Source organism: Pseudomonas migulae (assembly GCF_024169315.1).
GTDB lineage: Bacteria > Pseudomonadota > Gammaproteobacteria > Pseudomonadales > Pseudomonadaceae > Aquipseudomonas > Aquipseudomonas migulae_B.
Genome location: NZ_JALJWR010000001.1, coordinates 6,457,908 through 6,481,241, shown reverse-complemented (window position 1 = coordinate 6,481,241; position 23,334 = coordinate 6,457,908). Strand labels below are relative to the sequence as shown.

General features: G+C 54.2%; 22 protein-coding genes and 1 pseudogene. 8 read left to right on the top strand and 15 right to left on the bottom strand.

Features of this window, described 5'->3' with window-relative positions:
* Positions 1 to 2 precede the first annotated feature (2 nt).
* Complete coding sequence (locus tag J2Y86_RS29885; protein WP_253439892.1) at positions 3 to 689, bottom strand: hypothetical protein; 687 nt, start codon at positions 687 to 689, stop codon at positions 3 to 5.
* A 1,453-nt stretch (positions 690 to 2,142) separates the two neighbouring features.
* On the bottom strand, positions 2,143 to 2,736 hold the full coding sequence (locus J2Y86_RS29880) for an Sbal_3080 family lipoprotein (RefSeq protein WP_253439889.1): 594 nt from the start codon (positions 2,734 to 2,736) through the stop codon (positions 2,143 to 2,145).
* A gap of 1,037 nt (positions 2,737 to 3,773) precedes the next feature.
* Between J2Y86_RS29880 and J2Y86_RS29875 the strand changes: the two genes are divergently transcribed.
* Positions 3,774 to 5,027 carry a reverse transcriptase domain-containing protein gene (locus J2Y86_RS29875; protein WP_253439885.1) on the top strand — a complete coding sequence of 418 codons (1,254 nt, stop codon included), beginning with the start codon at positions 3,774 to 3,776 and terminating at the stop codon, positions 5,025 to 5,027.
* A 93-nt stretch (positions 5,028 to 5,120) separates the two neighbouring features.
* Here J2Y86_RS29875 and J2Y86_RS29870 read toward each other — a convergent pair whose 3' ends face one another.
* Entirely contained in the window at positions 5,121 to 5,534 is a 414-nt protein-coding gene (locus J2Y86_RS29870; RefSeq protein ID WP_253440507.1) for a winged helix-turn-helix transcriptional regulator, read from the bottom strand.
* 99 nt (positions 5,535 to 5,633) lie between these two features.
* Between J2Y86_RS29870 and J2Y86_RS29865 the strand changes: the two genes are divergently transcribed.
* Positions 5,634 to 6,554: an aromatic alcohol reductase gene (locus J2Y86_RS29865; protein ID WP_253439882.1), complete on the top strand. Its 921-nt coding sequence runs from the start codon at positions 5,634 to 5,636 to the stop codon at positions 6,552 to 6,554.
* 382 nt (positions 6,555 to 6,936) lie between these two features.
* Here the strand turns inward: J2Y86_RS29865 and J2Y86_RS29860 are convergent, their stop codons facing one another.
* On the bottom strand, positions 6,937 to 7,431 hold the full coding sequence (locus J2Y86_RS29860) for a cupin domain-containing protein (protein ID WP_253439879.1): 495 nt from the start codon (positions 7,429 to 7,431) through the stop codon (positions 6,937 to 6,939).
* A 330-nt stretch (positions 7,432 to 7,761) separates the two neighbouring features.
* Between J2Y86_RS29860 and J2Y86_RS29855 the strand changes: the two genes are divergently transcribed.
* Positions 7,762 to 8,124 (top strand): hypothetical protein, encoded by a 363-nt coding sequence (locus tag J2Y86_RS29855; RefSeq protein WP_253439876.1) that lies wholly within the window; start codon positions 7,762 to 7,764, stop codon positions 8,122 to 8,124.
* 86 nt (positions 8,125 to 8,210) lie between these two features.
* On the opposite strand, the gene J2Y86_RS29850 is transcribed toward J2Y86_RS29855, so the two are convergent.
* On the bottom strand, positions 8,211 to 8,555 hold the full coding sequence (locus J2Y86_RS29850) for a cupin domain-containing protein (RefSeq protein ID WP_253439874.1): 345 nt from the start codon (positions 8,553 to 8,555) through the stop codon (positions 8,211 to 8,213).
* 231 nt (positions 8,556 to 8,786) lie between these two features.
* Between J2Y86_RS29850 and J2Y86_RS29845 the strand changes: the two genes are divergently transcribed.
* Complete coding sequence (locus J2Y86_RS29845; RefSeq protein ID WP_253439872.1) at positions 8,787 to 9,149, top strand: DUF6463 family protein; 363 nt, start codon at positions 8,787 to 8,789, stop codon at positions 9,147 to 9,149.
* On the opposite strand, the gene J2Y86_RS29840 is transcribed toward J2Y86_RS29845, so the two are convergent.
* A complete protein-coding gene (locus J2Y86_RS29840; RefSeq protein WP_253439869.1) occupies positions 9,150 to 10,220 on the bottom strand; it encodes an alpha/beta hydrolase family protein in 1,071 nt (356 codons plus the stop codon).
* A gap of 279 nt (positions 10,221 to 10,499) precedes the next feature.
* On the opposite strand from J2Y86_RS29840, the pseudogene J2Y86_RS29835 reads away from it, so the two are divergent.
* Together J2Y86_RS29835 and J2Y86_RS29830 are read left to right on the top strand one after the other, a co-directional pair.
* Positions 10,500 to 10,750 (top strand): annotated as a pseudogene (locus J2Y86_RS29835) (hypothetical protein); the annotation flags it as partial.
* 403 nt (positions 10,751 to 11,153) lie between these two features.
* Complete coding sequence (locus tag J2Y86_RS29830; protein WP_253439866.1) at positions 11,154 to 11,990, top strand: nucleoside 2-deoxyribosyltransferase; 837 nt, start codon at positions 11,154 to 11,156, stop codon at positions 11,988 to 11,990.
* 205 nt (positions 11,991 to 12,195) lie between these two features.
* On the opposite strand, the gene J2Y86_RS29825 is transcribed toward J2Y86_RS29830, so the two are convergent.
* The 5 genes from J2Y86_RS29825 to J2Y86_RS29800 form a co-directional block, all read right to left on the bottom strand.
* Positions 12,196 to 13,149 carry a DUF2971 domain-containing protein gene (locus J2Y86_RS29825; protein WP_253439863.1) on the bottom strand — a complete coding sequence of 318 codons (954 nt, stop codon included), beginning with the start codon at positions 13,147 to 13,149 and terminating at the stop codon, positions 12,196 to 12,198.
* A 65-nt stretch (positions 13,150 to 13,214) separates the two neighbouring features.
* Positions 13,215 to 14,234, bottom strand: a complete 1,020-nt coding sequence (locus J2Y86_RS29820) for a DUF86 domain-containing protein (RefSeq protein ID WP_253439859.1) — start codon at positions 14,232 to 14,234, stop codon at positions 13,215 to 13,217.
* 85 nt (positions 14,235 to 14,319) lie between these two features.
* On the bottom strand, positions 14,320 to 14,733 hold the full coding sequence (locus J2Y86_RS29815) for a hypothetical protein (protein ID WP_253439856.1): 414 nt from the start codon (positions 14,731 to 14,733) through the stop codon (positions 14,320 to 14,322).
* Between the two features lie 367 nt (positions 14,734 to 15,100).
* Positions 15,101 to 15,427: a low molecular weight protein tyrosine phosphatase family protein gene (locus J2Y86_RS29805; RefSeq protein ID WP_253439853.1), complete on the bottom strand. Its 327-nt coding sequence runs from the start codon at positions 15,425 to 15,427 to the stop codon at positions 15,101 to 15,103.
* Positions 15,428 to 15,471: 44 nt separating this feature from the next.
* Entirely contained in the window at positions 15,472 to 16,161 is a 690-nt protein-coding gene (locus tag J2Y86_RS29800) for a winged helix-turn-helix transcriptional regulator (protein ID WP_253439850.1), read from the bottom strand.
* A 329-nt stretch (positions 16,162 to 16,490) separates the two neighbouring features.
* Between J2Y86_RS29800 and J2Y86_RS29795 the strand changes: the two genes are divergently transcribed.
* Together J2Y86_RS29795 and J2Y86_RS29790 are read left to right on the top strand one after the other, a co-directional pair.
* Entirely contained in the window at positions 16,491 to 17,432 is a 942-nt protein-coding gene (locus tag J2Y86_RS29795) for a carbon-nitrogen hydrolase family protein (RefSeq protein WP_253439847.1), read from the top strand.
* 29 nt (positions 17,433 to 17,461) lie between these two features.
* Entirely contained in the window at positions 17,462 to 17,896 is a 435-nt protein-coding gene (locus J2Y86_RS29790) for a GFA family protein (RefSeq protein ID WP_253439844.1), read from the top strand.
* Between the two features lie 234 nt (positions 17,897 to 18,130).
* Here J2Y86_RS29790 and J2Y86_RS29785 read toward each other — a convergent pair whose 3' ends face one another.
* From J2Y86_RS29785 to J2Y86_RS29770, 4 genes are all read right to left on the bottom strand, one after another.
* On the bottom strand, positions 18,131 to 18,628 hold the full coding sequence (locus J2Y86_RS29785; protein ID WP_253439841.1) for a hypothetical protein: 498 nt from the start codon (positions 18,626 to 18,628) through the stop codon (positions 18,131 to 18,133).
* A gap of 127 nt (positions 18,629 to 18,755) precedes the next feature.
* Positions 18,756 to 19,220 carry an anti-virulence regulator CigR family protein gene (locus tag J2Y86_RS29780; RefSeq protein WP_253439837.1) on the bottom strand — a complete coding sequence of 155 codons (465 nt, stop codon included), beginning with the start codon at positions 19,218 to 19,220 and terminating at the stop codon, positions 18,756 to 18,758.
* 143 nt (positions 19,221 to 19,363) lie between these two features.
* A complete protein-coding gene (locus J2Y86_RS29775; RefSeq protein ID WP_253439834.1) occupies positions 19,364 to 21,265 on the bottom strand; it encodes a potassium transporter Kup in 1,902 nt (633 codons plus the stop codon).
* Positions 21,266 to 21,511: 246 nt separating this feature from the next.
* Positions 21,512 to 23,296 (bottom strand): SulP family inorganic anion transporter, encoded by a 1,785-nt coding sequence (locus J2Y86_RS29770; protein ID WP_253439831.1) that lies wholly within the window; start codon positions 23,294 to 23,296, stop codon positions 21,512 to 21,514.
* Between the last annotated feature and the right edge of the window lie 38 nt (positions 23,297 to 23,334).

The window sequence follows — 23,334 nt, the reverse complement described above, 5'->3', positions numbered from 1 at the left end:
ACTCAGCTGATGCCCTTGAAAGTGAACATTCCATCTTCCTCTGAATATAGCAAGCTCTGTAATTCGTTTCTTTTTTCTATAGAGTGAAGACCGCTCTCAATAAACTCATTAATATCACCTCCATGAGGCAATCTAAAACCACCTTTCACATGGTGCGGATAGTTATGTTTTCTCTCAAACTCAATAGAGCTTTGAAATTCTAGATACTCGCTAGCGCTAACAACCAGGCTATTTGTCTCGGTATACAGAAAAAGCTGAACTCCAAAATTGAAAATGCACGGATATATATCTACATAGCACTTGTAATAAATACATGATTTTTCAATAGCCCTTCTCCCTTCATGACTTGTATTGTCACAAATCGCCTCAATTACATCCTGAGGTATCAAGCAAAGTATGCCAAGGTCAGCCTCTACAGGGACGTTGGATGCCAGTGGCAAGGCTCTAGCGCTGTTATATATTTCGGCTTGGTGGATTGCGTAATTTCGAATGGCTTTAATAGCTAGGAATTCATCGCTATCAAAAAAATCGGGGTACCCAGCCTTCCTCAATTTATCATTGATACTGTAAGTAGATGCTAGGACCTCTCTCACGGCGTCCGGGTCGGGGCTTTGACAGTAGGCCATATAGTATTTAAAGAATCTTTTTATCTCTGCCAAGCAATCATCTTTTGTCACTACTCTTGCCATGCGCGGGAAATCCTCAAAACACTTAACTATATATTGGCGACGCGGAAGGCGAAAAAGATAACGCCGATTGTATCGCAAAATGCTTCTTGTTCATGCATCTCCCCTTGAACCACTTGACGCCCGTACGAAAAATCGCGACATATGGGGAATGGGGAAAAAGCGATATCACCTCCATGGAGGCTACAAACTCTTTGCGAGTGTGTCCATGGTTGGCTTTGGACTAAGCGCACGCGCCCTTGAAATCTCCGCCTCTGGCCGAAAGAGGTCCCGGAGGTTGGGCCTTACGGGACTTCTGCACACGCTCTGTTGACACTGATGCGAATTTGATCCTGGTACTGACTTAACCCGGCCCCAAGATCAATCGATTTATAGCCAGCACCGACAACGGTCCACGTAGCAATGAGCTTGGTTCTGCGAAATTTCGGCGGGAGGGTCAATTACCTGTCAGCGGTGACACACAAGCCTTACTAACTTCACGCGAGCCGGTATAGAATACGATTGATCCGATAGCATTTATGCCGACGATGGAACTGCTCGACAACTCGGAGACGCATCGCGCAAGGCGGAAAATGAAGACATAGCCCTGCTAAAACATCTAATATGACCTGAACCTTTCCAAGTCTACCAGCCTGACATTGCTGGGAAGTCGCCACTCCAGCAACCGACTCAATCGATTACCTGGAAAGACTTCGAGATTTACACATAAGGCGTAAATACATGACGCCATGTCTCTCTGCCATCTTGCAAGCATTTGGGGATACGACGGATTGTTTTGATCCTCCTCAAGCTCAGACAAAAACCTGTTACAGCTGCTAACGACAATATTCATAACATCAACAGCAGGTCGAGATAAGGACATTGTTTGAATAGACTGTGTAACTTGATCTCTTAGTTGCATCACTGACATTGACAACCAAGCCGGCCTAATAACTGGGCCATGGCTGAGTAGTCCGAACTCGTCAATGCCGAGCGACCTCTTGCCCTCAAAATATATGAGTAGCTTTTTGACCACCTCGCCTTCAGGAGCAGAAGGCTGCCATGAAACGCCGAAAAATGATGTGGAAATTCCCGTCAACTTCGATACCACAACGTTTAGCCGTTTTTTCATCCCGTTGCTCCCTGCTCTGCAGTCCTTAAGCATACATTTTACATAATTCAGCCATTCAGTCGTCTTTGCATACGAATCCAACGAGCGTAGACACTTTGAGCACGGCCGCAGAACGAACCATAGCGTTATGCCGAGGTTCGCCAGCGTGACATGAAGATCTTTGGCGCTCAAGCTTCACTTGACGGTTAGGCGCGTTTACCGTCCGTTTACGAACATCCTACAGATAGGAGCTTTTGTATAGCCTGCGATTATCTAGACGTTTATGACAGTCAATTTTTGGCCGATTTCTGCCTGTGGTGACCGGATGAAACGACCCTCATCTGTCTGTCAGGACCGGCACGGAGCCTACTCAGCCATGATCAGCTTGTAGCGCTTCTGGTACTCATCATAGGGAAGGCCCTGTTGTTCAAGCTGTTTGAGCTGTCGCTGTTGGTACGCATCTTTTGTCATAAATGCGGCATCGGTCCCAGAGTTTGACTCCTTAACTCCCCTCAAGCCTGCGGCACCGTTTGGAAACAGCTGATTGGTCAGCTCTGTGATTTTTTTCTCAGCATTAATGAATTTATCAATGACCCGACCGCCACCCCAACGCGAGTCATATTCAGCTTGGCCCACCTGCTGGCCATACTGATAAACGCGAATATCTGCATGGCTCATGTAAATTGCTAAGTCCCACGACCAGGTACCAATATAAGTCGTTGAAAGAGGACAGCTGGACGGGCTACTGCCTGGCGGAAGCTGACGCGTATGGAATCCTTTGTTTTTGAGCAGGTTTTGATAGGCAGTGTTGAATCCCTCTCGCAGTCCTTCGGCGGGGATCAGACAGATCTCTGGCGTCATCTCGGAAGACAGCTCAGCAGGCGTCACGGTTTGCTTGATACTGCAGCCAGATGCCAAAAAAGTTGCCGCCAAGATGATAGGGATATAAAGAGTGCGCATGGCGACCTCCGTGTCATGAATGAACCTCGGAAGGTATCACGGGCCTTCCCGGTCAAGCTGAGTTGTTTCTGGTTGTGCGTTCACGACCCATAGCGGCCCTTCGTGAAGGGCAGCTGACGGCCAAAAGCAGACAATCGATGTTCGCGGGTCTGGTTTCGACCGATCCGTAGGGCATTGGAGCTTGCGCTTTAGACGACTATCGTCAGCGTTGGAGTCTGGCGCCTATTTTAGTGCACTCACTTTCGCGATATTTTACGCGACCAGTCTTGTGACCCCGATCCTCATCCTATCGCTTTCTGATAAAGAGCCGCCAAATAGATGGCTTTTGGCCGGATGGCTGATTAACATCGGGATGCCTCGCCTGCTTGCTGGTGCAGCCGCCTCACCGCACTGAACCAAGTTTGACAGACGCCAGCCATCTCTCTTCGGAGGTTGCTGTCCGGGTCGCGACCAAGATCGCCGTTAAGGCTTCGCGGTCTCCCGAAGGTAAAGGGCACCGCTCGACTGCTGCGTCAATAATCGTAACTCTGTCTGTACGTTGGGGTCACCAGACGGTTAGCAGCTTTATTTTCAGCGCGGTGTTCGATGTTCAGCTGCACGGCGTGCGCTTGACCGCGAAACCCAAAAAGGTACGATTTGCACCTTGGCGGGGCCTTCGGAGGACAATGTGCGATCGTGCAAAAACGTGCCAACCTGGCGCATTGCGCGAGCTTAACCGCGAGGCCCAAAAAGCTACGATTTATCGTGTTTTGACGGAATCTTTGGGGGTAATCATGCGTTTATGCAAAAACGTGCCAGCTTGGCGCTCGCCGCATCACGGAGTTTCGTGACTGCGATCAGCCTCGCCTGCTTGCTGGTGCAGCCGCCTCACCGCACTGAACCAAGTTTGACAGACGCCAGCCATCTCTCTTCGGAGGTTGCTGTCCGGGTCGCGACCAAGATCGCCGTTAAGGCTTCGCGGTCTCCCGAAGGTTGAAGGTCCCCTGTAGCAGTTGGGTGAGAGTTTACTGGTGTCTCCCAACAAACAAGGAGTTTTTGTGACCTCGTCGCTTTACCGTAGAATCTATAGCGGGGATTCGTTGTATTCGGCTTGGAGGAAGGTCAAAGAAAGCGCCTTTTCTTCATCATCCGAAACTATCCGAAACGAAGCCAAGGATTTCGAGAGCCAACTCCCTCGGTCGCTTTCCGACATCCAGCGCGCGCTATCCAAGAAGACCTTTGCCTTCCAAAAGCAGACCGGCGTGGCAAAAACCAAAGCCAACGGAAATTCTCGCCCGATTGTGCTTTCACCTATACCCAACCGGATCGTCCAGCGGGCTTTACTTGAGGCCTTATGCCGTATTAAGTTCGTGAAAGAAGCGCTGGCTACCCCTACGAGCTACGGAGGCATAAAAAACAAACGAGTTTCGATGGCGATAGCCGATACCAAATCAGCCATTGCAAAAGGAGCCACCTTCCATATCAGGTCAGATATCGCCGAGTTCTTCACTAAAATTGACAAGACCCGTGTGATGACACTCGTAGCCCCTCACATCACCTGCCCTGACACGATTGCATTATTCCGAGCTGCGATCACTACTGACCTTGCGAACATTGACTTGCTTCGACGTCAGCGTCTTGCTGAGATTTTCCCCATCGGGGTGGAGGGTATAGCTCAAGGATCTCCCCTATCCCCACTCATAGCCAATTTGTACCTGCAAGACTTTGACAGGACCATGAACGATGGTGACGTCACCTGTTTGCGGTACATCGATGACTTCCTAATCCTCGGGAAGGACATGGGCTGCGTGGATCGTGCTTTTAACAAAGCACAGGCTGAGCTCAAAAAACTATCACTTGAAGCATACCGGCCCTCAGCAACAAGCGATAAAGCTTCAAGGGGCCTTACAGCTAAAGGATTCGATTTCTTAGGCTGCTTCGTTTCGGCAGGACTGGTCCAGCCATCTACAGCTACCAGGGAGCGATTCAAGGAGCGGATCAAATCCGATTTAGACGCATCGATACGCATGATGAAATTCAGTGTCGAAGCTGGAGATATATCCCCAAAGGGGTCCTACTCTGGCGCGTTACAGAATCTCGACCGAGTAATCCTAGGTTGGGGAAAAGCCTTTTCCTTTTGCAGCAATGGCCAGTGGATAAAAAGCTTGGATGACTACATCACAAGTGCATTGGCGCAGTATGAGATGGAGAAAGCGAATCTCTTCCAAAAAGCAAATGGCACGGCCCAGCGTACGATGTTGGGGGTAAGGCTGCTTGCAGCGGTCCACTCGGAGACTAGAGAAACGGAGTGACCGCTTTTGGCCGATAGCAGCCGCCCGCCATCTCGCACCCTTTTCTCCAAATGCAAACCTACAGCGAACTCTCCCGTCACTCAGCCTTCCCTTCTATGCCTCGCCAGATTCGTTTTCAGCATCAAACCGCACCCGCGCAGCCCGAAACCCATCCGCATTCTCCAGCAACCAACTCCACAACGGCACCATCCGCGCCAAAAAGCTGCGCCCCAGCGGCGTCAACTCATAATCCACCCTCGGCGGCACCTCGCCGTGATCAAAACGCACAATCAATCCATCACGCTCCAGTTGCCTCAAGCTGCGAGTGAGCATGCGTTGCGTAACCCCCTCCAAGCGCCTTCCAAGTTCGGCGTGGCGCAATTTCCCCGCGCTACCCAGGGTATGGACGATACCCAACGACCAGCGATTGCCCGCATGGGTCAGCACTTCGCGCTTGAGTCCGTCGTCCTCGGCGCTGAGCGCATCGCACGCGGCTTGGGACTGGCGGATCACTTCTTCTTCACTCATTTCGTCATGCGGTATCACGCGTGTGCCTTCTTCTGAACGTTCGCCAAGGGTGACAGGATAGAAAAACAATCGTTGCTGATCATTCATTGGGAGTTGTCGATGCACCCGCTCAATCCTGCAAAAACCGAAAACATTCTGGTACTCGGTGCCGGCGAGCTTGGCATGGCCGTACTGCGCGAGCTGGCCGCTCGGCCGGAGGCTCGCGTCGCGGTGATGCTGCGACCGTCGGCCATCGATACCATGTCCGCGCACAAACGCCAAACGCTCGAAGAACTGGACACGCTGGGTATCGAGGTGCTGCCGGGCGATGTGGTGAACGATTCCATAGCGCAGCTGGCCGCGCGGTTTAGCGGTTTCGATACGCTGATCAGTTGCCTCGGCTTCGTCGCCGGTAGCGGGACGCAAGTCAAACTCGCCCGCGCCGCGTTGCAGTCGGATGTGAAGCGGTATGTGCCGTGGCAGTTCGGTGCGGATTACGACGTGATTGGTCGGGGCAGCCCGCAGGATCTGTTTGACGAGCAACTGGATGTGCGCCAATTACTGCGCGCTCAATCGCGGCTGCAATGGCTGATCATTTCGACCGGGATGTTCACCAGTTTTCTGTTCGAGCCCGCGTTCGGCGTGGTCGATCTGGCGCAGAACACCGTACGCGCCCTGGGCAGTTGGAACGCCGCCGTGACGGTCACCACGCCGGAGGACATTGGCCGGCTGACCGCCGTTATCCTGTTCGATCCGAAGCGGGTGAATCAGGTTGTCTACGTCACCGGTGACACCCTCACCTACGGGCAATTGGCCGACACTGTCGACCGCTTGCTGAACCGCACGGTCGAGCGGATCGAATGGACAGTGCCCAAGCTCATGGCCGATCTGGCTGATGCACCCGATGATCCGACGCGTAAGTACCGGGCGGTGTTTGCTGAGGGCAAAGGTGTCGCCTGGGACAAGGCGCAGAGTTACAACGCTGAACGGCAAATCAAAACGACCACCGTCGCAGAGTGGATCGAACAGCATTTGCTTTGATCGCGGAGCGCTGCGGATGTGAGTCCGCAAGGAGCGCAAAGAAGACGACTGCAAGGGGGTTGTGATCGGCGGATGCTTGCGGGCCATTTCACAAAAAATATGTGAAATAAAATGTGAATATAATTTCCGTCAGGAAGCCTCGAAAACCCCTGCAGCCCAGTAAATCAGCGCTTCTCCATCAAATCAATATGTGAAATTAAATGTGAAGCCTTTCATACGGTAAAAACCGCTATGTCCTCCCTAACGCGCAAATCCCGGATCACCACATCCGGCCTTCCCGGCTGGTTTGCTCAAGCTACTTTCCGGGCTTTGCATCAACGGTTTCAGTAATAGGAATGACTGAAAACGGGTGCCGATGGCACCCGCTTTTTACAGATGTTTCCTACTTCGACGCATTACGAGGATCATCATGGCTATCAACATACTCAAGGCCTAGCGGACCCGTTCCGTAAACCTGTGAGATGTACTCTCCTGATCTGGCCCAGTGAAAATGTGGCGTATTGGCCGGAAGTATCACCACGCTGCCCGGACCATAGGCAACCAGTTTGGCCGGATCGAAAACAGTACCGAAGCCGATGTAGAAAACACCGGACATGACGGTGTAGATACGATCCTCAGGATGGGCATGGGGCATCAATTTTGTGCCATTCGGCACTTTGACTCTCACCACATAGGGTGCTGGCTTGCTCGGGTCGCCGGCCAACACAGCCAGTTTCACTTCTTTCGGGAAAGCCGGAAAGCTGCGCCACTCCACGTCTTCATTGTGTAAAGCACCGACTTTATCGAGTGGCAATGATTGTGCCTGGGCGAACGGCATTGCTGCGGTGGTGGCAAGAAGTGCAGCCAGACAAGCAGTTTTCATCATGTGCTGAATCATGAAAGGCACCTTAATTACGCAGTACACAAATTGAGATCGTCACCTGCACCGCGAGTACATCCGGTGAGTAAATCGTGGCGAGTCACTGTATTTGTCACTGGCGGCAATGAGAATGGCGTTGCCGCGCATTACTGTTGATACGCAATGTAATCAATGCGCTGTCACATTCCGGTTGCCAGGGCTGCACCCCATCATCACGCTCACCAAAGGTGGGCCGTTCGCCCTATCAATGCCGTCGATGGTCAACATCACGTCAATGAAGTTCTCTTAAAAAATCCGCGGCGTAACATCAGCTCCATACCAACCAACAACACCCCGGAGCACACGATCATGAAACGCCAAACCATCCTCAGCATCGCTTTCTCGGTTTTTGCAGTTAACGCTTTCGCCGCTACCTCGACTCACCCGGTTGTCGCTGAAGGCGGCTCGGATCGCCTGATTGAAAGTCGTGTGACTGAAGGTGGTTCGGATCGTTTGATCGAAAGTCGTGTAGCTGAAGGTGGTTCGGATCGTCTGATCGAAAACCGCGTTGCTGAAGGTGGCTCCGACCGCCTGATCGAAAACCGCGTTGCTGAAGGTGGCTCCGACCGCCTGATCGAAAACCGCGTCGCTGAAGGTGGTTCCGACCGTCTGATCGAAAACCGCGTCGCTGAAGGTGGTTCCGACCGCCTGATCGAAAGCCGCGCTGTATAAACAAATCGCATCACCGCAATACCCAAAAAGCCCGGCCTGATCAGCCGGGCTTTTTCGTGTTCATTGTCTCGATACAGTCAGCGAACTTACCCTTGCCTGACAATATCAACCGAGATCTCCACCGCCGCGATGGTGCCTCTGTTCTCCAGCCAGTGCGTGGTGTTCCTGTCCTCGGGCCAGCCCATTCCCGGCCCATAGTCCGTGGCGACTCCGTCGCGGTGGTCAGTGATCGTTCCTTGCAGGATGTAGACGGTGCCGGGTCTGTCTTTATGGTTGTGAACCGGCCCGAAGACGCCTCCAGGATCGATGGTCACCAGACGCATTCTAAGTTGGCGCCCTGCCATGCCCTCGATCTCGGGGCCGAGGTCGACCGTTGCCAGTAACTTCACCGCCACCCCTTTCGTTTCAGGGGCCACCTGTTCATTGCTCATGGCGCTCTTCTCTGTACAGACAGGGTCTGACTAGAAGTAAACACCCTTAGAGGTGTGATCAGTTGGGAGGCGACAAAGGGTCAGCTCGGACTCATGTGGCTATGCCGGTCAGTCAAGTGACCGCAGCGCGCGGGTTACTCAGTTCAAGTGAAGTAAATAGCGAGCGTCCGCACCGGTCTTTGAGGTACAACACACCCGATGAAATACTGACCGTCACGGAGCATGGAAGATATGTCAAACATCGTCGCATGGACCCTGTTCGCCCTGGGCGTCTTACACATCCCATTCGGTCTCATCAAGTTCAAGACAGCATTCGCCGCTGCTGTAGGCGGCGGCTTCGTTGACCAGTTCAGAGCGCACGAAGATCGGCGTGCTGCGCTCTGGTTTACCATGCTGGGGCCGCTTTTCATGCTCGCAGGGCAGTCAGCGGTTCACGCCGTGGCCGTGGGCGATCTCGCGCTACTTAAAATGATTGGCATCTATGTGCTTTTGATCTCGATCATTTGCGTCATCGCGGTTCCAAAATCGGGGTTCTGGGCAACGCTGCTGGTTTCTCCGCTGATCATTGCAGCGGGGTATGGCTTGTACGCCTGACTAACGGTTGACGCTGTTCGCTTCGTTACTCAGCGCCAAGACAGACGACTGAAGAAACTCCGCGATCAGCGATACAACTTGCTGTTGAATCACCTCACGCGGCCGACCGTTTTCGCCATCCAGGCAAATGATGCCATCGCCCGGTACGTCTTCTTCGAGCATGGCCTGCGCGCCCGGTTTGCACATCGACAAGAAGCTGAAGTGGCTTGCATCGCTGATTTCGACGTAACGGCTTGACGCCGCAGGCAAGCGTTTGGCCAGGTTGGCAGACTCCAGCTCAGCGGGAAGATCGTGCGATGGTACGCCGGCGGCGATCACCAGCGTGGGTACCGACAGCGCGGCCAGGCTTTCATCGGTCAGGCCCCGTGAAAGGCCCAGGTCCAATGTCACCACGGCAGTGACGCGTTTATCGCGCAAATCAGCGGCCAGCGCGGCCTTTGACTCTGCGGTGCTGGCGGGGTTTATCTTTCCATAGACGGTGCAACTGGCTAACTGCGGGTGGGCTTTGCATTCCTGGGCGAAGCGGCCTGCATCGGAACGAGCACCGGCGATCTCCAGGGCGGTCCAGCCGCCGAGTGAATGGCCCGCTACTGCAATTTGGCCATTGGCGACCACGCCGAATTTTTCCGGTTGAGCCGTGACGCTATCAATGGCTCGGCGCACATCAACCGGCCGCTGCCATAACTGCGCCGCGGCTTGAGGGCTACGGTCATGAGTGGTGGTGCCGGGGTGATTGATGGCGGCGACGATGTAACCCCTGTGAGCCAGAGCACTGGCCAGCCAGATCTGGTTGCTCCAGTTCCCCCTGTACCCGTGGGAGAGCACCAACAAGGGATGCTTGCCAGCAGCGGGCGGCGCGTCACGAACGGCAGGAGCCCCGACGAACACCACATCATCGCCGATCAATTGCGTGGCGGCGGTCGTTGCACTGGGGTACCAGACGACCATCTCCAGTGAGCGGCCGTTTTGCGAGTCCGGCAGTGTGGCGGAGCGGAAGCCAACAGGGTTGTCGTCCGCGAGTGCGATAGTCGTCAGGCAGGTTAATAACAGCGCGCAGAAAGCTATTTTCAATGTCGTTTCTTCCTTGATGAGACCAGTGCTTGGCAACCTGAACACGCTGATAGGCGCATCCGTGGCCGCATAGTAAGCACGACATTAAAGCCCACATTTGAACTACCCGCTGAACGACTTAGTCAATCTGTGCGCCGACCGATTGAATCCTGCGCAGGAGACCTTCGGATCTGCCGGTGTTCTCTGTGCCGCTTCGCCAACCTGCGCACAGCTGCCACCCAACCGTTCCTGGCGACGACCGAGAGACGGCCTTTGAGCCAATCAAACAGAGATCTTCAAATGACTAGGTACATGCCGCTCACCAGAATCGACCTGATTCCGGCTTCCCTGCTCACCGACATCGAAGCGCCGCTCGACGTACTGCAAGTTGCCGCTGATTACTGAACTCGCACGGTCCCTCAGGTTCTGGAAAACATCGCCTTGTTTGCGCCGAGCGTGGTTGCAACACGGTGGCGCTGAGGGGCTTTTCTCAGCTTCTGGCTATCCCGTTGCGCGACGGCTGTGACTTGATGGATGTGATTGGTCGGCGAGCGAGCTTGCTCGCGATGAACTTCAGTACGACGCGTGTATCCAGAAAATATGCGCTTTCGTTGACGTCCATCGCGAGCAAGATCGCTCTTACACGAATCAACTTTCGCTTACCTGATCAGCATTACGCCACGCCTCCCTTTTTGTTCGTCGATAAGATCCATACCTTATTTTAATGCGATAAATCATGCCTGTTATCGGCGTGAAGTTGCCTCTTGTATATCAGTTTTGCTCGCTTGCTCGCAAGCAAACGCAGGTGCACGCAATCACCCCGAAATCGCGAAATACTTGCAGCGACATCGGTACAGCTGCATGCTGTTGGGGCGTTAGACCTGAGTCACCAAAACAATTTTTTATCATTGTGACCAATCACCCAGCCTATTGTGGATAGAATGATCACAAGGCGTGACCTTTTTGACAGGTTTGCCACCCTCGCTTCGCTTGACGAGTAACAAGGAGAAAATTATGCCGCATTGCTTTGTTATGCAGCCTTTTGACGGTGGTGATTTTGATCATCGGTATGAAGATGTCTTTGCTCCGGCAATCAGGGCTGGAGGTCTAGAGCCGTACCGTGTTGATCAAGATCCAAAAGTTAGTATCCCTATCCAAGATATTGAAAAGGGAATCCGAGATGCACGTATATGCCTTGCAGATATTAGCTTGGATAATCCAAACGTCTGGTTCGAGCTAGGATATGCAATTGCGTCAGAAAAAGAGGTGGTACTTGTATGTTCCGACCAGCGCACAACCAGATTCCCATTTGATGTTCAACATCGAACAATAATTAAGTATCAAACTGGTGCCCCGCGAAATTTCGAAACATTAAAACAAAACATAACATCCAAAATTCAAGCCCTTCTTCAAAAGACTGAAGCTCTCCAGACCGCTGCGGCCCCTTCTATGCTAAAACAGATAGAAGGCCTTGACCAGAATGAAATTGTGGCCCTCGCTGCAATTGGTGAAAACATAATAGCTCCAAGCGACAATGTTTCCGTCTATCAGCTCAGAAGGGATATGGAGAAAGCAGGCTTTACAAATCTAGCAGCCAGCATTGCGCTTCATACTTTGATTAAACGAGGTTTGGTAACCTCAGAACCCTGCACTGACTACCAGGGAGATGAATATACTGGCTGTTCGTTTACGCCCGCTGGCTGGGACTGGTTGCTAGAAAACAAACAGCTTTTTGAACTTAGAAAACAACCTAAGCCTCCGATCAATTTTGACGACAACATTCCTTTTTGACAGGTGATTTTTCATTATTTCAAGAAACACACTTCAAATTTCAAGCGACCTCACGGTCGCTTTTTGAAACTGTTACGATATCTAATATAAATCTCGTAGCCAAACTATTTTCAGCCACAAACGGACGTTAAGAACAAAAATTCCACACACTACTTCCTGCTCAGGCACAGGCACATGCACATGCACATGCACATGCACATGCACACTATGGGGAGTGAGGAACAGACTCCATGCGAAATTCGTGAGAAACCAAGCGCATTTTGAATACTGGAACCCCAGCTATGAAAGCCTCTCGGAGAACCGCGCACTCATCCTCTTCACTAATTTTAGAACCGAGATAAACCGCCTTTAGAGGCGCAAGTAAATTTCTTGGTGGTTCCTGCGGGCTGTCTATCAAAACCAGCCGCCACTCTTCCTCGTATGTCCAATCGGGTGATTTGTGAAGTGCAGCGATCAAACCAAACAAATTATTGAATGGTTGACCTGGCCTTACCCCTCGTAGTAAATCCGAGGCATTGAACACACCACGGTATCTGACAGGCCATAACGATAGCCCAACCAAGTTCTCTAAAGGCAAAAAACGGAAGTCGTACTCCATCGCGAAACCGGTGTGATTTCTGGCGTAATGGGCCCAAATAGGCAAGGAATCCAGCCGCTCAGTGAGTGAGCAGATTTTGTAAGAGTTCTGGAGCTGCTTATTCATTTCAGTGACAATTTTAGCGAGGTGGCCTGCATGACTTTCCTTTATCAGATTAGCGATGTTTACTAACACCTCCTCGCCAACCTGACCTGCTGCATCCGTTTGAGTGTGTTGATACCTCACCACCTCCAACACCGGATCTTCTGCGCTCAAAATCGCCAGCCGACTCTCCTCAGAAACCCCCTCAGTTCGCTCCAACAACAACTCAGCATGCGTAGTTCCGAAATGAGGATCAAAGTCCACAGCGGAGTCGTAGGGGTCGTTAAATGTGCTCGCGAAAGTCAAGTGAAGCGTGGCATCTCTTAAATTGTTCAAGGAGAATTCATTGACCTCGCGAAATTTGTACAGCGAGGCTGGAAAATGACGACGCTTCAGCTGTTGAGCAGCACTGATGTTTTCCAGCGGAAGATCCCGAACACACATTAATTGCATTAGCTCTTCGACCCAGACTTTAATCATATCGCCTCCCTGCTCCTCGGCTAAGCTACAGACTATTTGCATCATTTTTTTTAGTCATCCAATACTCAATAACTATCTATTTTGTGCATAATACGCTCTAGCTCATCTGCAGCTTTTTGCACCCGATCAAGGATGTCGACAGAAACAGAAAAATCTCGACCGTGAACCAAAGCATTTCTATAGCGAATTAGTTCACTCAAATTATTCGCAAACTCCGAACTAATGAGCTTCTGGCTTAGCATTGCTTTAACGATCCTGGATTTTGTCCATTTGGAACGAGGTGAACTCTTGTTCTCCTGAAAAACAGGGTAACGCGAAAGATCATGAATCGAAAGTGTCGTACGATCTAGATAAATACTCGCAAAGACATCTAGTGAACGCTCAATCCTATTATAGCTGGAAAGAAATTGTTCAAACCCACTGATCTTAAAAGAGCTGGATGCCGAAAAATTTGCATCCCCTGCTTGTCTTTCACCAACAAAATCCTCTAACCCAACCGGAGTCGGTTCCAAAAACGGAGGTTCTTCAACTGGTACCGAAACTTGATCACCCGGCATACTAGAAGCCGCATCATTATCACTTTTTGACCTAGTCTCCACCTCTTTTTTAATTCTATCACTAGCCTCTTCAATCTTATTCGGCTTCATTGCATCCCGAACAAAGTACCCTGTACACACGAGAGCAATAAAAAAGAATGCTGCAGCAGAATTTTGAGTTACAACCTTCAAAGTGGAATATGGAGACTCTCGAAAAATAATGGCAAATAGAGCGCAAAAAATTGCCGCTAAAGAAACCAACGTAAGAAATGTAATAAATGAGTGCTGAAATATTTTAATTTCGTCAAGGGCATCTGCAACCGTTTCATCCTTATCAGCCAACCGATCTTGCTGATTATGCAGAAATATGTATCCAGTGATTGTTAACCCGTAAACAGCCGCAACCACTTGAGCCTGCGATGAAAATGTATACAACGCTTGATTTTCACTAAGATTAATAATAGGAATATTCCATCCCAGCAACACCCACCCCAAAACAATCATACAGGAAATAAAATACCTAAGAAAAACAATAGAATTCCGCTTCATTTACCCACCTTGAAAAAATAAAACTGCAAATTACTACACGACACCAAAAAATTTAACCAACCACAACAAACACAAACATATCTACTTAAGAAAGTTTGCCCCGCAAATAATTAACAAACCCATCCCAGTTATGCATTTCATATTTTTCCAAGAGAACTTTATTTAGTTTTATCTGAGGAATTTTCCATCCGATTGACTCACTCCACTCAACCTCTTCCAATATCTGCCGAGCGGTAAAAAACCTAACCTCCTCAATGGCATAATTGAAAATCAGAAAAATCCTATCAGGATTAACGGACAACGAAGCAGTACCAACTCCCCGCTGATTGGCCCAATTCATTCCACTTTTAATTTGCACTTCGAAATATCTTCCATTACATCCTACAAGGCCATCGATGCCTTTATCGTCAACAAGAGATGGATATACATCGAATCCTTCGTCAATTAGCCAAGCCCAAATGCGAAACTCATTGCGTTTTCCAATAGCCATTTTGTGCACAAATTGATTCCTTATCAAACGTGGGATTGCAGATGATGCCTGACTCATCGATCAAACGGCTACCACATAAAGTTCGTTAGTGCATTCAACACCCAACATGGCCGGCTAGCGCATCCACACAGTCACGCAGGTTCTGGAAAACATCGCCTTTCGCGCCGAGCGTGCTTGCGACACAGTGGTGTTGAAGGGCTTTTCTCAGCTGTTAGCCATTCCGTTGCGCGACGACTGTGACTTGATGGTCGTGATCGGCCGACGCTTGCGAGCGATAGCGAAGGAGTAAATAAAAACGGGCGTCATGAAGACGCCCGTTTTTTGTGTCCATGATGAAAGTGGTGCACCAACACCAAACGGACGGTTAACCCTCACTTCAAGAAGGCAAATACCGCGAAACCCTCGCCTCCAACACCTTGATCAGCGCCGGCTCCATGTACTGATAAACATCCGGTATGTCCAAACAAACAACACGTTTGTCCACCAGCTCCGCACCAAATCGAGCCATCAGCCTATTGCGGTGAATCGGCTCCATGACACATACCAGATCAGCCCACTGCAGCAGCTCCAGGCTGACTGGAACCTCTGCATCATTGCTGATCCCCGCCGACGCAGTTTCCACCCCCGGCCAGTCAGCAAAATGTTGTTCGGCCGTGGGGCTTCGCAGTCGGTTCTGGCTGCAGATGAAAAGCACGTTCAACATCGGATTCACTCCAAACAGTTAACGTGGCTCGGGTTTGGGCGAGATCACCGATTTACTGCCGCGCTCCGCGTCCCCGCAAATGCACTCGTGCCAAGCCAGCGCCACAGGCTTTCCGCATCCTTCACCGCGCCATCCACCCGCAGTTCTCGCGACTGAAGCACCTCACGCGGTGTGCGGTCGCCCGCCCACACTTCGGTCAATGCGCGCACGCTGGAGTCGACGACGAGGGTCAGTTCGCGGCCGGGGTCGTCGCGGCACAGGTCGGCCACGCCCTCCTCGACTACGAGCCACCACGCTTGCTCGCCGGGTCGGGCGTCGCGGAATTTGAAGTGGATGACCACCGGCCGGGGCGGGAACGTTTCGATGCGCACGAAGCGGCGCACGTCCCACATCAGCAGGCCGGCGTCGAGTTGGTCATCGCGCAGGCGACTGCCGATCCAGCGCGCGCCCCAATGACCCAGCGCCATGATGATGGGGCGCAATTCCTCGCCCGCCTCGGTCAGGCTGTACTCCCAGACTTTGCCGGTGGCCGTGCGGTGCACGACGCCGATTTCTTCCAGATGGCGCAGCCGTTGGGCCAGCAGGTTGGTGGACATTCGGGGGACGCCGCGGTGCAGTTCGTTGAAGCGCTTGCTGCCGCACAACAGCTCGCGCACGACCAAGGGTGTCCAGCGTTCGCACAGTGCCTCGGCACCGCGTGCGACCGTGCAGAACTGACCGTAGCTTTCGTCCATTGCCTGGGCTCCGCGACTGAAACGCTTCAGATTGTGAACTAGCCCCGCCACTTCGCCACGCGCACGCTGAAACCTCGAAAAGCCATCCACCTAAGGTAATGCTGTTCACTTAAGCGCGGGTACCTACATTTGTGGCGAGGGGATTTAGCGAAACCTCGCACCGCCCCGTTCGGCTGCGAAGCAGTCGCTAATCCGGACAATTCAGGCTGTCTGGCCGGACGCTGGGGGCCGCTTCGCGACCCAACGGGGATAAATCCCCTCGCCACAGGCTTCTTTCCCGCCTGAAGATTTTCTTCAGTGAACAGCGTTATCCATCCAAGGAGTACGCCATGACCAAGGTAGCCATCATTCAGCGCCCGCCCGTGCTGCTCGATCGCAGCGCGACGATCGCCCGGGCCGTGCAATCGGTCGCCGAGGCTGCGGCGGCGGGAGCCTCGCTGATCGTTTTGCCCGAATCGTTCATTCCCGGTTACCCGTCGTGGATCTGGCGGCTGGCGGCGGGAAAGGACGGGGCTGTCGTGGGCCAGTTGCATACGCGGCTGCTGGCCAATGCCGTCGATATCGCGAACGGTGACCTGAGCGATTTGTGCGACGCCGCCAGGGTTCACGCCGTGACGATCGTCTGCGGCATCAATGAATGCGAGCGGCGCAACGGCGGCGGCACGCTCTATAACAGCGTAGTCGTTATCGGCACGGACGGCGCAGTGCTCAACCGACATCGCAAGCTGATGCCCACCAATCCCGAGCGCATGGTGCATGGCTTCGGTGACGCCTCCGGCTTGCGCACGGTGGATACACCGGTCGGTCGCATTGGTGCGCTGATCTGCTGGGAAAACTACATGCCGCTGGCACGCTATTCACTGTATGCCCAAGGGGTGGAAATCTACGTCGCGCCCACGTACGACACGGGCGAGGGCTGGATCAGCACGATGCGTCACATTGCGCTCGAAGGCCGCTGTTGGGTGCTCGGCAGCGGCACCGCGTTGCGCGGCAGTGACATCCCCGAGGACTTCCCGGCGCGTGCGCAACTGTTTGCCGATCCGGACGAATGGATCAACGACGGCGACTCGGTGGTGGTCAATCCGCAAGGCCGGATCGTCGCCGGGCCACTGCACCGCGAGGCCGGTATTTTGTACGCGGACATCGACGTCGCACTGGTGGCGCCGGCGCGGCGAGCGCTCGACGTCACCGGGCATTACGCGCGCCCTGACATTTTCGAATTGCAGGTGCGGCGCACGCCGGCGACAGCGGTGCGCTACATCGACGAGTGAAGGCAACCCATTGATCGAGGAGTCATGCCATGAGCATTGAACGGTCTTACAAGGGCAGTTGTTTTTGCGGTGCGGTCGAATTCATCGTCAGCGGCGAGCCGGTCGGGATGGGTTATTGCCATTGCGAGTCGTGTCGGCATTGGTCCGCAGGGCCGGTGAATGCTTTCACGCTGTGGGAACCCGAGGCGGTGCAAGTGACCCGGGGCGCTGACAACATCGGCACCTACAACAAGACACCGCGCAGTGACCGCAAGTGGTGCAAGACCTGTGGCGGGCACATTTTCACTGAGCATCCGGGGATGGGGCTCATCGATGTGTATGCCGCGGTGATCCCGGATCTTGCGTACTCGCCAGGGGTTCATGTGCACTATCAGGAGACCGTGCTGCGCATCAAGGATGGATTGCCCAAGTTGAAGGATGTGCCTGAGGAGCTGGGAGGATCGGGGATTAGCGTGGATGAATAGGCCTTCATCAGGAGGCTACTTCGATTGGAGTCACTGGCCCTGCAAGGTCGATCCAGAGATAGCCCAAGCAACAAATAACCTGTGGCGAGGGGATTTATCCCCGTTGGGCTGCGAAGCGGCCCCAAAAGAGGGATTGCTGTTCAATCCAGCGGGAGCAAGCTCCCTCGCCACAGAAAACGGGCGCCTTGTCGGGCGCCCGTTTTGTTCAGGGTTGCATGCTGCGAGTGAAGCTGATCAGTTCGATTTCTTTGAAACCGACGTTCCGGCTTTACTCAACCCTTTCGCGTTGTGATCCCCAGGAGTCGAGGTCGAAATGGCAGAGGCCTTGGTCACGCCGCGCGTATCTTTGGAATGGGCGATGCCGGAAGTCGTTGTGCCGTGACCGCGTTCACCATTGCGGTCATTGCCGTAGTGGTTTCCGCTTTCGCCGTGGTCGCGAACAGACTTCCCGGCATGATCGCTGCTCAGCCCATTGCCGCGCCCGTTACTGTTGGCGCTGCCGTGATCGGAGCCGCTGTGACCGCCACCTGTACCGCCGCCATGGCCACCGCCATTGCCGCCACCGTTTCCGCCTCCGTTACCACCGCCGCCACCGCCTCCGTTACCACCGCCACCGCCGTCCTTCGCATAGGCGGCGTTCATGACAGAGAGACCCGCAGGGAGTAATGGGGCGGCTGCAAGCATCATGGCGCATGACATGACAGCAACGAGAGTCTTGTTCTTAAAAAGCATGATTGCTTCCATAGGGTTGATATCGCGTACGTTAAGACGCGTTTGCCCCCCGTCAGTTCAAGTCCTGCGACGGACGGAATGCAATCAGCTCACCGCCAGAAAAATCACCGCTGTCGCCATTCAGGCATTAATCAAACGCACCGTTGAGCACTTCGTAAATGAGCCCGGTTGCCAACGCGACCAGTATCAAATCGGTACCCGCTTGCTGCCATTCGTATCCATCGTAATGCGGCAGCCGGCCGATCAACCGACCGTCGAGTTTTTTCGCAATGCCGGGTGGAAGCGGTTTGCCTCGGGCGAGGTTCTTCTGAATGCCGGGTGGCAAGGCCGGGCCGGGGCTCCAGTAGTCCCTGTAACCGCCAAGGATCCCGAGAATGCTTCCCCGATCGATGCTTGGGCCATGATTCCAATCGCCGCCGCCGGAGTTTTTGCCTCCCTGGCCTCCCTGTTTGCCATGGACCTGGCTGTTCTGCGGGTTGCCTTTGCCGTTTCCCTGGCCCTTTCCATTACCGGGGTCGGCCAACGCGGTCGCTGTGCCGCTGACCAGCGCAAGGCATGTAACAGCGGCAATCAATGTCCGAGATCTGTGCATGAGTCGTTCCTTCAGAGTGGCGGGATAGCTCTCTGAACTTTAGACGTTACTGACGATGTTGGTTCCAGATCCTCGAACTTCGGAATGTCTGGACACAGCCGACCCGCCTGAACCAGGGCTATCTAGCAAGCAGCCGGTTACCGCTACATCTCGACCTGCGTGCCCAGCTCAATCACCCGATTCAGCGGCAAATTGAAGTATTTCAAGTTGCTATTGGCGTTCTTGAGCAAGAACGCGAACAAGCTTTCTCGCCAACGGGCCATCCCTATGCGTTTGGTCGGGATCACCGTCTCTCGGCTGAGGAAATAGGTCGTGCGCATCGGACTGAAATCCAGCTCTGGCAAGTGACAGTGGCTCAAGGCCAAGGGGACATCGGGCTCTTCGATAAATCCAAAATGCAGACTGACCCGGAAGAAGCCTTCACCATAGGCTTCAACCTCGAACCGCCGTTCAGCACTCACGCGAGGGCTGTCTTCAGATACCACGGTGAGCAATACCACTTGCTCATGCAAAACCTGGTTATGCAGCAGATTGTGCAGCAGCGCATGGGGAACAGCATCGGCCCTGGCCGTAAGAAACACCGCCGTGCCTTGTACGCGATGGGGGGGTTGAGTACGGATGCTGGCGATGAATAGCGGTAGAGGAAGCGCGGTTTCATCCAGCCGCTCAACAATAATCTTCCTGCCCCGCTTCCAGGTCGTCATCAAAATGAACAGGCCGATGCCGGCAATCACCGGGAACGCACCGCCCTGAAAAATCTTCGGCGCATTGGCCGCGAAGTACAGGCTGTCGACCAGCAAAAATCCGAGCAACATGGGAATGGCTAACCAACGTGGAGTTTTCCATAGCAGCAGGACGACCGCCGAGGACAGGATTGTTGTGATCAACATGGTTCCCGTCACTGCGACGCCATAGGCTGCGGCCAATGCACTGGACGACTCGAAACCGATGACCAGCAGCACAACCCCGACCATCAATGCCCAGTTAACCGTGCCGATGTAGATCTGCCCCTGCTCCTGGCTAGAGGTGTGCTGAATAAACATGCGAGGGACGTAACCCAGCTGGATGGCCTGGCGAGTCAGGGAGAAAGCCCCAGAGATCACGGCTTGAGAAGCGATGATGGTGGCCAGCGTGGAGAGCGCGACCATCGGTAACAGTGCCCATTCGGGCGCGAGCAGATAGAACGGGTTGCGCACGGTCTCGGGGTTTCCCAGGATCAAGGCACCTTGACCAAAGTAATTGAGCACCAGACCGGGCAGCACGAGAAGAAACCAGGCACGAGAGATCGGCTTGCGCCCAAAGTGCCCCATATCGGCATACAGTGCTTCGGCACCGGTCAAAGCCAATACGACAGCACCCAGAATCGCGACACCTATTCCTGGATGAGCGATAAAAAAATGCGCTCCCCAGTATGGATTGAGCGCTTGCAGCACTTCGGGACGCTGCAAAATCCCATGGATTCCCAGCGCACCCAGCACCACAAACCACAGCACCATCACCGGGCCAAACAGGATGCCGATGCGAGCCGTGCCATGTTTTTGTATCAGGAACAGCGCCACCAGCACGATCACTGACAGGGGCACAACCCAGTGCTCGATTCCGTCAAAGGCCAGCTGTAGCCCTTCAACAGCAGAGAGCACCGAAATAGCCGGGGTGATCATGCTGTCGCCGTAAAAAAGTGCGGCACCGAACAGGCCGAGCAGTACCAGTACCCTGCTCATGTGCGGATAGGGTGCTGCTGCGCGGCGAGCTAAAGCCGTCAACGCCATGATGCCGCCTTCACCCTGGTTGTTGGCACGCAGGATGAACAGCACGTACTTGATCGAGACGACCCAGATCAGTGACCAAAAGATCAACGACAGAATGCCCAGCACTCCATCGTGATTGACCTGAACGCCGTAGTGGCCGGAAAAGACTTCTTTCAGCGTATAGAGGGGGCTGGTGCCAATGTCCCCATACACCACGCCGACAGCAGCGACGAGCAAGCCCACTCCTGACGTTCTGGATTGGGAATCTGCATGTGTACTGGTCACTGTTTCACTCAAGGGGCGCTTCTCTCAAATTGCGGGGAAGAAGTACATGCCGTCCTTGCGCAATACATTGCCAGCGTCATTGGAAATGCAGGCGCATGACGATCTAAAAAATCGCGGCCAGTATCGTTGCGGACAAAACCGCCTACCGTAAAGAAAGCGTAAAAATAGACGGGATCCGACCCTGCCCCATTCAAGCGTCAGACCTTGGAGAACGTCTTGTTCGCCGGCCGACTGAACAGCGAGTATCGGCGATGCCGCTCAGCAATCCTCATCCTCCAGCCCCGCCCAACCCACCGGATAAATCGCGAGATAGTTGTCGACGGCATCGCCGATGGTTGGAAAGAACGATTTTTCGCCCAGCCGCGCGAACAGCCCGAATCGCTTCAGCTTGTCCTTGACCGGGTCTTTCATCTCGGCCACGCACAACTTGATGCCCGCCGCGTGCAAGGTGTCGTCCAGTTCGGCCAGCATGTCAGCGGAGGTCACATCCACACTGGTAACAGGCTCCGCCGCAACGACCAGCCAGCGCACGGGCGTCGGCGATGTCGCTACTGCGTCGAGCACACGGTCATTGAACAGCTCGGCGTTGGCGAAGAACAACGGCGCATCCCAGCGAAACAGCACCAGGCCGGGTATCAGCCGCGCATTCGGGTAACGCTGGATGTCGTGATAGCCCTTGACGCCATCGGCTCGGCCCAGGACCGCGGAATACGGCCGCCAGCCATCCCACAGGAACTCGATCACGGCAATCAAAATGGCCAGGCCAATGCCCTCAATCGCACCGAACACGGCCACGCCAACGGTGCAGGCGATCGACAGCCAGAACTCCCAGCGCTGGATGCGATAAATTCGCCGCAGGTCGGCGACTTCAATCAGGCCGATGGCCGACGCGATCACGACCGCGGCCAGTGCGCTGCTGGGCAAGCTCTGCAACAGGTTCGGCGCCACCATCAGCAACAGGGCAACGGCCAGCGCGCCGACAACGCCGGTCAACTGGGTCCTGGCGCCTGCGGCTTCGGCGACGGGGGTACGTGAAGAACTGCTACTGATAGGAAAGCCCTGGAAAAATCCGGCCGCCAGATTGGCAAAACCGAGCCCGGCCATCTCCTGGTTCGGATCGACATAGGTCTGGGTCCGTGCCGCATAGACACGCGAGAGCACGCTGGTGTCGGCGAACGACACCAGGGCGACGGCGCAACCGCCAATCAGCACCGGGACAATATCGGCGCGGGTGATCCAGGGGATGGCGAACGCCGGCAGCCCCTGCGGAAGTGAACCGAGGACCGACACGCCCGCCCGCGCGCCAAGGTCCAGCACACCGACGACAACGGTCGCGCCTGCCACTGCGAGCAGGATGCTCGGCACGCGCTTGTAGTTCTTGAGCAGCAGGATCACGACCAGGGTGGCGGCGCCGATCATGAATGCTGTCCAGTTGGTCTTGCCCTCCATCACCGCGGTGACGATGGCCCAGATGTTTCTCAGCGGGCCGTCGGACTCGATCGAAAAACCAAAAAGCTTGGGTAACTGGCTGATCAATACGGTCAACGCGATGCCGTTCATGTAGCCGTAGCGGATCGGTTTGGACAGCAACTCGGTAATGAAGCCCAAACGCAGGATGCCCGCCAGGATGCACACGGTTCCCGAAACGATCGCCATCGCTCCCGCCAGGGCCACCGCGCGCTGCGGGTCACCGCCGGACAGGGGCAGGACAACGGCAAGGATGACAGCCGCCAGCGAAGAATCCGGACCCAGCACCAGAATCCGGCTAGGTCCGAACAACGCATAAGCGAGCAGCGGAACGATGGTCGCGTAGAGGCCATAGATGCCGGGGACACCCGATGCCACGGCATAAGCGATGCCCACCGGAACCAGCATCGTGGTGAGCACCAGCCCGGCCATGATGTCGTGACGCAACCAGGCCACCTGATACCCGCGCAGCGTGCGAAGCCCGGGAAACCAGCGGCCCCAGCCATCGTCGCCGGTACTGCGGCGGGCAATCCGACCCGGTTCCGGGACGGGAGGCGAAGTATCCGAATCGCTCATGGAGCTGTGGCCTCGAGGTGTACAGCGCAGTTTCGCTC